Origin of the sequence: Nonomuraea solani (assembly GCF_900108335.1) — a bacterium.
Lineage (GTDB): Bacteria > Actinomycetota > Actinomycetes > Streptosporangiales > Streptosporangiaceae > Nonomuraea > Nonomuraea solani.
On record NZ_FNVT01000008.1, the window covers coordinates 43112 to 53922 of the forward strand.

Sequence of the window (10811 nt, forward strand, 5' to 3'; positions counted from 1 at the left end):
CTGATCCGCCGTCGCCCCTGCTGTCCCTTTGAGAGGACGGGGGCCATGCGCTCCGGTGTAGTCCCTCCCTTTGAGAGGGCAGGGCGAGAGGGACCTCCGCCGTCGTCCCTGCTGTCCCTTCGAGAGGGCGGGACGAGAGGACGGGGGCCGCGCGCCCGCCCTGGCGAGCGCGGGCCGGCGTCAAGGGGTGGACAGGGCTTCTGTTGGGGAGAGGCGGGAGGCGCGGATGGCCGGGTAGAGGCCGGCGATGGCGCCGATGAGCAGGGTCGCCGCCAGGCCGCCGATCGTGGCCCACGCGGGCACCACGGACGGCCAGCCGCTGTAGAACGCGTACCCCATCGTGACCCCCGTACCGAGCAGCACCCCGCCGACTCCGCCCATCGCCGACAGCAGCAGCGACTCGGCCAGGAACTGGGTGCGGATCTGGCCGCGGGTCGCGCCCAAAGAGCGGCGCAGGCCGATCTCCGCGCGGCGTTCCAGCACCGAGATGACCATGGTGTTGGCCACCCCGACCCCACCCACGAGCAGGGCGACCGCCCCCACGCCCAGCAGCAGGTTCGCGAACGCCTGGCTGGTGGCCTGCTTGGCGGCCAGCGCGTCGGACGGGCGGGAGACGTCCACCTCGTTCGGCGCCTCGGGGTTGGCCGTGCCGGCCAGCACCTGGCGTACCGACTCCAGCTTGGCCTCCTCCGACCTGGTGTAGAGGATGGTCGGATGCCCGTCGAAGCCCAGCCGCTCCTCCGCCACGGGCCAGCCGATCATGACGCCGGTGTCCACCTCCGCGGCCAGCGCCACCGGCTCCAGGATCCCGACGACCGTGAACCGCACGCCGCCCACGATGACCTGCGCGTCCGGCCCGGCCGCGCCGATGCCGAGCCGCTGGGCGGCGGTCGAGCCGAGTACGGCGGCCGGGTAGCGTTCGGTGGCCGCGTTCAGCCAGGTCCCGTTGCGCAGCTTCGCGCCCACCGCGGCGAGCAGGTCGAGGCGGGCGGCGTAGGTGATGAGGCCGCCGGTCTGGGCCTCCGGGATCTCCTCCGAGCGGTAGACCTTGGCCTCGGCGATCTTGCCGATCGACGAGGCCGACTCGACCGGGCCGATCCGCTCGATCATGGCCTCCGCGTCCTTCGGCATCAGCGCCGCCTCGCCCATGAGCGTGCTGCCCGACGAGAGGGTGAGCAGGTTGGTGCCCAGCGCGGAGAGCTGGCGGTCGAGCTCGGCGCCCGAGGAGGACGAGAGCCCGACCACGCCGACCATGGCCGCGATGCCGATGGCGATGCCCAGCGCGGACAGGAAGGCTCGCAGCGGACGGGTTCGCAGGCCGACCGCGCCGACCCGCATCACGTCGCGCGGCCGCATCCTGGCCGGGGACGGCTTCGGCCGCGCCACCTCGGTGACCGCCATCACGCCACCCCGGATCGTGCGGGCTCGGGCCACGACTCGGGCCCCGCCGCGGAGTCGGAGATGATCTCGCCGTCGCGCATGCGTACCTGCCGGGGCAGGCTGGCGGCGATCTCCCGGTCGTGCGTGATGATCACGATGGTGGTCCCGCTCGCGTTCAGCTCGTGCAGCAATTCCATCACTCCCGCGCCCGACACCGAGTCCAGCGCGCCGGTGGGCTCGTCGGCCAGGAGCAGCGGCGGTTCGCCCGCCACCGCCCTGGCGATCGCCACGCGCTGCCGTTCGCCGCCGGACAGTTCGTGCGGCTCGTGGTCCAGGCGGTGCCCGAGCCCGACCCGTTCGAGCGCCGCCGCTGCTCTGCGGCGCCGTTCGGCCCGGCCGAGGCCGGTGTAGATGAGGCCGTCGGCCACGTTGTCCAGCGCGGGGATCTTCGCGGCCAGGTGAAAGGACTGGAAGACGAATCCGATCGTGGTCGCGCGCAACGCCGAGAGCTGGCCGTCGGACAGCTTGGAGACGTCGTACCCGTCGATCTGGATGGTGCCCGAGGACGGCCGGTCGAGGGTGCCGACGACGTTGAGCATGGTCGACTTCCCCGACCCGGACGGGCCGACGATGGCGATGAGCTCGCCGTGCTCGATCCGCAGCGACACGGATCGCAGCGCCGCCACACCTCCGGGGTACGTCCTGGACACGTCCGTCAGGGCGATCATCGGGTACGTCATTTCGGCATCCCCACGGTCATGCCCTCGGTGAGCCCGTCGCCGGTGACCTCGACCCGGCCGCCGGCGAACAATCCCGTCTCGACACCGATATATCGGGACTTGCCGCCTTCGATGATCTCCAGGCCGTACCCGCCCTCCTGCAGCGCCACCAGCGCCGCGACCGGCACCGTCAGCACGTCCTTGCGCTGCGACGCCGTGAACGTCACGTCCACCGCCGCCTTGTCCAGCCCCTTGGCCGCCTTGGCGGCGCCGATCGACACCAGCGCCTCCACCCGTGTCTCCGGGTCGGCGTCCTGGCCCTCGCCCGGCACGATGACCGTGGCCACCTCGGTGACCTTGCCCTTGACGCTCTTGCCGCCCGGCAGCGTGACCTCGACCTTGGCGCCCTTCTTGGCCATCCGCTGGTCCTCGGCCTCGAGTTGCACCGTGATGACCTTGGACGTGCCGCTATAGGTCAGGATCTTCTGGCCGGGCGTGGCCGGCTGGCCCTCCTCGGTGTCCAGGCTCTCCACCCGGACCTTGCCGGGTGCGAAGACGACCCGGCCCAGCTCGACCACGCCGGTCTCGTCCAGGCCCCGGTCGTCCTGCCATTCCATGACGGCCTGGGCCGTGTCCCAGGTGTACTCGTCGTCCACGGTGAAGCCGTCGTAGCCGAGTTTGCTCAGGTTGCGTTCCAGGTTCTCCACGTCCTTGCCCTCCATACCGGACTTGAGGTCGCGGTAGGCGGGCGTGTCGCCGTACATGAGCATGACCGGCTTGTTGTCCACCCGGAACAGCGACTTGCCGCGCGAGATCGTCGCGCCGCTGTCAGGCAGCCAGGTGATCGTGCCCGGCTGCCGGCTGACGGCCGTGGTCACCGGGCCGTAGCCGAGTTCGCCGTCGGCGTCCCTGGTGTCGTTCAGCGTCTGCCTGGTCACCGGGGTGGTGGCCGGGGGCAGGGCGCTGGCCGACCGCGTCGGACCGGCGCTTCCGTTCAGCAGGCCCGCGCTGTTCACCGCCACGAGCCCGCCCCCTGCGGCGGCCACCGCGACCAGCAGCCCGGCGACCAGCCTGCCCCGGCCGCGGCGGCGGCGCTGCCGGGGCGGCGTCGCCTCAGGCTCCGCCTTTCCATCGAGGGTGGCCATCCCCATCAAGAACCTCCCATACCGGCCTCAGCGGCTTCCTTCTGGCACTTCTCCTGCGCGCTCTTGAAGTCGGGGTCGTTGCCGACCTCGCCGGTGATGCGCATCATGCCGCCCTCGGGGTCGGGGTAGCTCTCGACGCCGTTGTCGCGCATGCACTGGGCGAGTTTGCGCAGGTTCTCGGCCGCCTTGGGGTCGCCGCCGCCCTGGCGCTGGCCGCTCGGGGCGTACTGCTTGCAGGCCTCCTGCGCCGCCTCGACCTTCTCCTGCGGCACGCTCCCGTCGAACTTCATCATCATCTTGCCGTCCGGCTCCGGGTCCGGTACGTCCACGCCGTTCTCACGCATGCACTGCGCGAACTTGAGCGCCTTGGCCTGCCGATCCTCGGTCGGCTTGGCGCTGGCCGCGGCCTGGTTGCCGGTGCCGCTCACCGACGCGACGTCGGACCCGGCGGTCTCGCCCGAGCCGCAGCCGCTCAGGAGCAGGGATAGGGCGATCGGCGCCGTGACCAGCGCACTGAGGACTCGTCCTCGCATGAAACTTCTCCTCTGGTGAGAGAACCTCGTTCGAGGGGAGATGCAATAGGCCGCGCTGTTTCCTCAGCGTTTCCATCGGCGGCTTATTTTGACCAAATGCCCCCTAGGTCACACTCGGCTTTGTAAGCGGAAAGAAGGGCCTGGGTGCGCCATGCGGGTGCTGGTGGTTGAGGACGAGCGCATGCTCGCCGACGCGATTGCCGAATGGCTGCGTGAGGAGACCCACGCGGTCGACCTGGCACACGACGGCGAGGCCGCGCTGGAACGGATCGCGGTCAACGACTATGACGTGGTCGTGCTGGACCGGGACCTGCCGCGCGTCCACGGTGACGAGGTGTGCAAGGAGCTGGTCGCGTCGGAGCGCGACGCGCGGGTGCTCATGCTCACGGCCGCCGCCCAGCTCGACGACCGGGTGACCGGGCTGTCCCTGGGGGCCGACGACTATCTGTCCAAGCCGTTCGCCTTTCCCGAGCTGGCCGCCCGGGTCCTGGCGCTGGGCCGGCGCTCACGGCCGGCCGTGCCGCCCGTGCTGCGGCGGGCCGGGATCACGCTCGATCCGGCGCGCAGGGAGGTGTTCAGGAACGGGCGGTTCGTACCGTTATCGAAGAAGGAGTTCGCCGTCCTGACCGAGCTGATGCGGGCCGGCGGGAACGTCGTCTCGGCCGAGCAGCTCCTGGAGAAGGCGTGGGACGAGCACGCCGACCCGTTCACGGGCGCGGTCCGGCTCACCATACTCAAACTGCGCCGCAAGCTCGCCGACCCGCCGGTCGTGGAGACCGTGCCGGGAGTCGGCTACCGCATCGCATGAAAGTACGTCCGACGCTGCGGCTGCGGCTCACCCTCGTCTACGGCGCCCTGTTCTTCCTCGCCGGGCTGACCCTGCTCGGTGTCACGTACTTCCTGTTCAACCAGCAGCTCAACCGGAGCTTCGAGAGCCGGTACGCCGCCGAGCCCGGCAAGACCAAGAACCTGATCTTCATCGAGAAGGGCGGCGTCGAGCTGCGGGGCCAGGATGCGATCAACTGGCTGCGGCAGCAGGAGGAGGAGCTGCGCGGCGTCGCCATCACCTCACTGCTCTCCCAGGGCGCGATCGCGCTCGTCGTGGTCGGGGGCGCGGCCGTCGGACTCGGCTGGGTGGTCGCCGGCCGCGTACTGGCCCCGCTGCACCTGGTCACCGCCACGGCCCGCAAGATCGCCGCCGCGCCCATGGCCGAGCGCGGCCTGCACGAGCGGATCGCGCTGCAGGGGCCCGCCGACGAGGTCAAGGATCTGGCCGACACCTTCGATACCATGGTGGAGCGGCTCGACCACTCCTTCGACGGGCAGCGCCGGTTCGTCGCCAACGCCTCCCACGAGCTGCGCACTCCCCTCACGCTCAACCGGGCGCTGGTCGAGCTGGCCATGCACCGGCGTACCGCCTCGTCCGACGTCAAGGAGCTGGGCGAGAGCCTGCTGGAGATCAACACCCGCCACGAACGCCTGATCAGCGGCCTGCTGCTGCTGGCCAGGTCGGAGCAGGAGATCGCGGAACGGTCGCCGGTCGATCTGGCCGACGTGGTCACGCACGTGATCGCGCACACCGAGCGCGACGCCGCCGACGCGAAGGTCAGCGTGTACGAGGTCAGCGCCCAGGCCCCCACCACCGGGGACGCGCTGCTGCTCGAACGGCTCGTGCACAACCTGGTCGAGAACGGCATCCGGTACAACCTGGACGACGGGACCGGGTGGGTGCGGGTGGTGAGCCGTACCGTGTCCGAGGGCCGGGTGGAGGTCGAGGTCAGCAACACGGGGCCGAGCGTGCCGCCGTACGACGTTCCGCTGCTGTTCAAGCCGTTCCATCGACTCGGGACGGAGCGGACGGTGACGGGGACCAGTGCGGGGCTGGGGTTGTCGATCGTCCGGTCGGTGGCGGTGGCGCACGGCGGCGACATCCGGGCCTGGCCCCGGGACGGCGGGGGGCTGGTCGTGGTCGCGGCCCTGCCCCGGGCCCGCGACTAGCCGAGCAGCGCGCGCAGGTCGTCGCGGATCCGCCCCGGCTCGACGGTGACGATCTCGTACGCGGCCACGCCCGCCACCGCGAACGGATCCTCGGCCGCCACCCGCTCCACGTGTTCCCGGGGACCGACGGCCAGGATCACGCCGCCGAGGTCGCCGGGGACCGTCTGACCGGACAGCAGGAACGTACCGTCGGCGTGCCGGCGCTCCAGGTAGGTCACGTGACCCGGCACATGAGGGCTCACCTGGTCGATCGGAGCGGTGTAGCGCACCAGCAGCACGTGCAACATGCCGCCATTCTCCCGCCATCCGCGCATGCCGAGCGCCATACCGGGAGCGACGGGCGCTATCCCAGAGACGACGAGCGCAGTCCGATCATAACGGGCACCATTCGGGGGGCCACGAGCGCAATCCGAGCATGACGGACACCATCCGGGGCGACGGCCCACCAATCGAGCGCGTCGGACATCCACCGAATATCGGCCGCCGGCCGAGGGTGGCGGCCGCATGCCTCGTACTCCACACGTGCTGAATCGCCGCAGGCGAACCGGCCTCTCCACCTCCCTCTTTCTTCAGAAGGACCCCGCCGAAGTGCGGCGGAGAGGGAGAGTCATGGCGAATATAGGACTAGCCGAGGGTGGCGGCCGTGCGGAGGCCGAGGATCACCAGCACCACCGAGGCGGCTTTGGCGATCGCCTGCCTGAACCAGGGGCGCCGCAGGACGTGGGCCGCCCGGTGGATGAGGAAGGCCCAGGTGAGCAGCCACACCACCATCAGGAGGGCGTGAGCGGTGGCGAGAGTGAGGATCTGACCGGTCAACGGGCTCTCCGGTGCGACGAACTGCGGCACCAGGGTCAGGTAGATGGAGGCGGCCTTCGGGTTGAGGACGTTGGAGAGCAGGGCCTGAACATAAGGGGAACCCGAACGCTGCCGGCGGGCGCGCGTCGGGGTGGTGGAGCGCCAGGTCCAGATGCCGAGGCCGATGAGGTACGCGGCGCCGGCCAGCTTGACGGTGGTGAACGCCTGGCTGGAGTGCATGACCAGGGCCGACAGGCCGGCCATGGCCAGGGTGGCGTGCACGTACAGGCCGGTGACCGTACCGAGGATGACGGGCGCGGCCCGGCGGCGGCCGCCGGTGGTGACCTGGCCGACCAGCAGGGTCAGGCTGGCTCCCGGGGCGGCGATCAGGGGCAGGATCGCGAGCAGGAAGCCCGCGACGGCATACGGGTGGATCACCGAAAGTCCGCGACGGCGTAGGGGTGCATCACAGGAACCTCACAACGGCGGCGTACGGGTGGATCATCGGTTTCAGAGCACGACGCGGTAGTGGGTGGTCAGGCGGCGCTCGTCGTCCAGGACGTGGAAGGCGAGGCCAGGGGGCTGGGCGCGGTCGGCGGGGTGCTCTCCCTCCCAGGGCAGGCGCAGGGTCCAGGTGACGGCCGGGCCGACGATCAGCGGCCGGCCGGCGAACGTGGAGGCGGCCGCCGTATGAGCGTGGCCGGTGAGGACGGCGACGACGTGGGGATGGGCTTCGAGCAGGGCGGCCAGCCGGTCCTCATCCTGGAGGCGGCCGGAGTCGGGCAGCGGGTGGTGGAGCCGTACGGGCGGCTGGTGGAAGGCGATCAGGGCCGGTGTGTCCAGGTGGGACAGGGTGTCGTCCATCCAGGCGAGGGTGGCGGCGTCCAGCAGGCCCTCGTCGCGGCCGGGGATGGTCGAGTCGCACATCAGGATCGCGGTGCCGGCGACGTGGTGGACCTCGTTGATCGGGGCGTCACGGGGTGGCCGGCCGAGCAGGGCCTTGCGGTAGGCGGGGCGGATGTCGTGGTTGCCGGGGCAGGTGAGCACGGGGAAGGGGGCGGCCAGGAGGCGAGCCGCCTCCTCGTACTCGGCCTCGGCGCCGTGGTCGGCGATGTCACCGGTGACCAGGAGGGCGTCGATCGGCAGGGGCCGCAGATACTCCATGATCCGCTCGGCGCGACTGGTCGCCCGTTCGGTGCCGTCCAGGTGCAGGTCACTGATCTGGGCGAGCAGTAGCGTCATCTGCCGACTCTCCTTCTAACGGCTAATGTTAATTTACCGTTAGAGAACATAGAGTGTAGGTGGGAATTGGGCAAGCAGGAGGGAGAGGTGTGGTGGCGGAGCCGGCCTTGGCACTGGCGAGCACGATCCGGCACGACGGTGATGGTGGTGTTGCCGATGACCTGTCCACGCTCCAGGGGGCGGCCCGCTGGCTCCAGCAGCAGAGTGATCTGCCCGAGCCGCCCATGGACGAGGCGCTCAGGGTCGAGATCGTCGCGCTACGCCGGGCCGTGCGGGCGCTGTTCGCCCGAGTGGTCAGCCCGGCGCCATCCAGCCGCGCCGACGCGCACCGGCTGATGCCGGTGGAGGAGGCACTGGCACACCTCAACGCCGTGGCCGCCCGCGAACCGGTCGTCCCCCTCCTCGACTGGCCAGCGGACGGGGCACCACGGACCCGAATGCTCTCGCCCGAACAGGATGTACGGGTGCGCCTACTGGCGGGGCTGGCTCGGGCGGCCATCGACTTTCTGTCCGGGCCTGGGCGGGAGCAGTTGCGGGCTTGTAGTGCGCCACGTTGCGTGCGGTATTTCCTCAAGAGCCACGGCCGGCAGGAATGGTGCAAACCATCCTGCGGCAACCGGGCACGCGCAGCCCGCCACTACCAACGCCACCGCACAACCGACGACTCACCCTGACCACACGGCCATCCAGGCAACACGGCCATCCAGGCGACACGGCCATCCAGGCGACACGGCTATCCAGACGACACAGCATGCAGATCACAGAACATGCCCTGACCGCACGGCCGTCCAGGCGACACGGCATGCGCACCAAAGGACTGCCCTGAGCGCACGACTTCCCCCAGTCGCACCGCTGCGCAGCGGCACCGCTCTCTCCCGGGCCGCATGACTTCTCGTAGCGGCACCGCCGGTCCCGATCGCACGTCTCACGTCGGCACCCTTGTCCGATTTCGCCGCACGCCGGTCCCACCACACGGCCCGCCCAACACCTCGGCCGTTTCCGCCGCGCCGGTGCCCCACAACGGCACGCCGCGAAACCTCGGCCAGGTCCTGACGGCACGGCCCACTCGACGCACTACCAGCACCGGCACCTCGGCCGCTCCCTGGCCGCGCCGCCGATCCTGACCGCCCTGCCTGTCCTGACGCTCTGCCGATCTTGACTGCACCGCCTGTCCTGACCGCGCCGCCGAGCCCAGCGCGTGGCACGCCCTGACAGCCAGCCGGGTCCCAGTAGCACGACCCGCGCCGACGCACCGCCGGCACCGACGCCACGGCCGCTCCTGACCGGACCGTTTGTCTCGCAAGCGTCGCCTGGTTTGGACGTCTCAGCCCGTCCCCATGTCTCGTTGAGGAGGCGCTGTGTTGTCTCAGGCTTCAGGGGTGGGCGGGTTCGGGGGTGCGCTGTGGGGTGGCGGTGGGAGGTTTGATTCGCCACACGGCCGGGATCAGCAGTGTGGCGGCGGTTAAGGCCAGGGCGAATCCGGCGCAGGCCAGGAGGAGCGGTCGGGTGCCGAAGGCCGTTGCGGCGGGGCCGGCCAGGCCCATTCCGAGGGGGGCCGCCACGAGGGAGCCCAGCATGGTCACCGAGGTCGCCCGCGCCAGGAACGCCTCCGGGACCTGCTGCTGAATGGTGGTCGTCTGGAGGACGTTGTAGATGACCAGTTGCAGGCCGGAGCCGATGCCCGCGATCGCGAGGAGCCAGACGTCGGCGGGCAGCGCGAGCAGGGCCGGGAGTGGGGCCGTCAGCAGAAGGATCAGGATCGCGGCCACCATCGGGCGTGCGGGCCGCCAGCGGGTGCCGACCAGGCCGGGGCTCCGCCGAGGTGCTGATCGGCTACATAGGGGCCGAGTACCAGGATCGGGGAGACCAGGATGAGGTTCACGAGGGCGGCGCGAAAATGGCCGTGCTCCTTGTCTGCTTGGACGGTTTCCTGCGCCTGGGCGCGAAGATCTGGGGATCAGGTTGGCAGAGGGGACCGACAGTTTCGGGTGAAGGGTGAGAGCTGAGGGGTGGTCGGGGTGGAGGAGCAGTCCAGACGCAGATCGGGGGCGAACTCGGTGGGGTTCAGGGGGCGGACGGCTCACGGAACGCGGGGCGACCCAGGAGGCGCGGACGGCTCAGGGGGTGGACGGCTCGGGAGTCGGTCGTGTCACGGGGTGCGGAGGGTGCAGGGGCGGGTCGTGTCAGGTGTCTGTCTTGGACGCTTCCCTTGGCCCCGTCAGTGATCAGCGTGTGCCTGGTCGCTCGTCCCCGGCTTCAGGCCGGGGTGTAGTGGGAGTCGACGGCGGGCTGGCCGGTGTAGTTGGGGCCTGCCTGGTCGTTTGCGCCGAGGTAGCGGTAAGGGAAGTTGATCGTCCGGGGGCCGTGGCAGCGGATTCTCTTGGTACGGGCGTCGTACGTCAGTCCCTGTGAGCGCAACGCAGCCGTGAGGCGGCGGCCCGCCGGGGTGCCGTCCGGGAGGCGGATGGAGTGGGCGTCGAGGTTGGCGACGAGGAGGCCGTTCTCCGTGAGCCAGTTCGTGGCCCTGCTAAGGAGGCCGAGTTTGTCGCCGACGTAGTGCAGGCCGTGGACGCAGGTGATCAGGTCGAACGGGGCTTCCGGACGCCACGTGGTGACGGAGGCGGTGGTCAGGTTCAGGCGTGGCGGGTTCGGGCGGCAGGCGAAGAAGTCGACCAGGTCCACGCCGACGATCTCCGCGTCGTCTCCGAGCAGGTGGGCGGCCTCGCCGAGCGCGTACGCGGCCCCGCAGCACAGATCCAGCCAGCGGGCCGGTCGAGGGCCGATGGCGGCGCGGAGCACGTCGAGGGTGTCGATGCCGAGTTCGCGGTCGTAGGCGCGGAGGCGGCGTTCGCGGTTCATCAGGCGGTTGGCCACCACCGTGGACCGCTCGAGCTCGGCGTCCGTGGTCAGGGGCATGATCCTCACCCTACGGCCGTGACAGGAAGGTTTCCGACGACTCGGTAACTTCACTACAAATCCAGAAATGAGTCGCTATCGTA

12 protein-coding genes are annotated in these 10811 nt (G+C 70.5%); 3 read left to right on the plus strand and 9 right to left on the minus strand.

The genetic code is table 11. The features are described 5' to 3' along the window. Positions 1-180: 180 nt before the first annotated feature. The 4 genes from C4V41_RS27775 to C4V41_RS27790 are packed head-to-tail and all read right to left on the minus strand — an operon-like array spanning position 181 to position 3777. On the minus strand, positions 181-1401 hold the full coding sequence (locus C4V41_RS27775) for an ABC transporter permease (RefSeq protein WP_235030419.1): 1221 nt from the start codon (positions 1399-1401) through the stop codon (positions 181-183). Then, entirely contained in the window at positions 1401-2120 is a 720-nt protein-coding gene (locus tag C4V41_RS27780) for an ABC transporter ATP-binding protein (protein WP_327537472.1), read from the minus strand. Before C4V41_RS27780 ends, C4V41_RS27775 begins: the two co-directional genes overlap by 1 nt. Continuing rightward, positions 2117-3250: an efflux RND transporter periplasmic adaptor subunit gene (locus tag C4V41_RS27785; protein WP_103958905.1), complete on the minus strand. Its 1134-nt coding sequence runs from the start codon at positions 3248-3250 to the stop codon at positions 2117-2119. The genes C4V41_RS27780 and C4V41_RS27785 overlap by 4 nt, the downstream gene beginning before the upstream one ends. After that, positions 3250-3777 (minus strand): hypothetical protein, encoded by a 528-nt coding sequence (locus C4V41_RS27790; RefSeq protein ID WP_103958906.1) that lies wholly within the window; start codon positions 3775-3777, stop codon positions 3250-3252. The genes C4V41_RS27785 and C4V41_RS27790 overlap by 1 nt, the downstream gene beginning before the upstream one ends. 151 nt (positions 3778-3928) lie before the next feature. Here C4V41_RS27790 and C4V41_RS27795 point away from each other — a divergent pair, with 151 nt between their 5' ends. Further along, positions 3929-4585, plus strand: coding sequence for a response regulator transcription factor (locus tag C4V41_RS27795; RefSeq protein ID WP_103958907.1), 657 nt, complete (start codon positions 3929-3931; stop codon positions 4583-4585). Further along, complete coding sequence (locus C4V41_RS27800; protein ID WP_103958908.1) at positions 4582-5775, plus strand: sensor histidine kinase; 1194 nt, start codon at positions 4582-4584, stop codon at positions 5773-5775. Before C4V41_RS27795 ends, C4V41_RS27800 begins: the two co-directional genes overlap by 4 nt. On the opposite strand, the gene C4V41_RS27805 is transcribed toward C4V41_RS27800, so the two are convergent. The 3 genes from C4V41_RS27805 to C4V41_RS27815 all read right to left on the minus strand — a co-directional run bounded on the left by C4V41_RS27805 (position 5772) and on the right by C4V41_RS27815 (position 7812). Further along, positions 5772-6062, minus strand: coding sequence for a YciI family protein (locus tag C4V41_RS27805; protein WP_103959249.1), 291 nt, complete (start codon positions 6060-6062; stop codon positions 5772-5774). The genes C4V41_RS27800 and C4V41_RS27805 overlap by 4 nt on opposite strands. Before the next feature lie 337 nt (positions 6063-6399). Further along, positions 6400-7008: a LysE family translocator gene (locus C4V41_RS27810; protein WP_103958909.1), complete on the minus strand. Its 609-nt coding sequence runs from the start codon at positions 7006-7008 to the stop codon at positions 6400-6402. Positions 7009-7080: 72 nt separating this feature from the next. Then, positions 7081-7812 (minus strand): metallophosphoesterase, encoded by a 732-nt coding sequence (locus tag C4V41_RS27815; RefSeq protein WP_103958910.1) that lies wholly within the window; start codon positions 7810-7812, stop codon positions 7081-7083. A gap of 92 nt (positions 7813-7904) precedes the next feature. On the opposite strand from C4V41_RS27815, the gene C4V41_RS27820 reads away from it, so the two are divergent. Then, on the plus strand, positions 7905-8486 hold the full coding sequence (locus tag C4V41_RS27820; protein WP_235030420.1) for a CGNR zinc finger domain-containing protein: 582 nt from the start codon (positions 7905-7907) through the stop codon (positions 8484-8486). Between the two features lie 699 nt (positions 8487-9185). Here C4V41_RS27820 and C4V41_RS27825 read toward each other — a convergent pair. After that, a complete protein-coding gene (locus C4V41_RS27825) occupies positions 9186-9584 on the minus strand; it encodes a hypothetical protein (protein ID WP_103958912.1) in 399 nt (132 codons plus the stop codon). A 484-nt stretch (positions 9585-10068) separates the two neighbouring features. Next, positions 10069-10728: a class I SAM-dependent methyltransferase gene (locus C4V41_RS27835; RefSeq protein WP_103958914.1), complete on the minus strand. Its 660-nt coding sequence runs from the start codon at positions 10726-10728 to the stop codon at positions 10069-10071. Between the last annotated feature and the right edge of the window lie 83 nt (positions 10729-10811).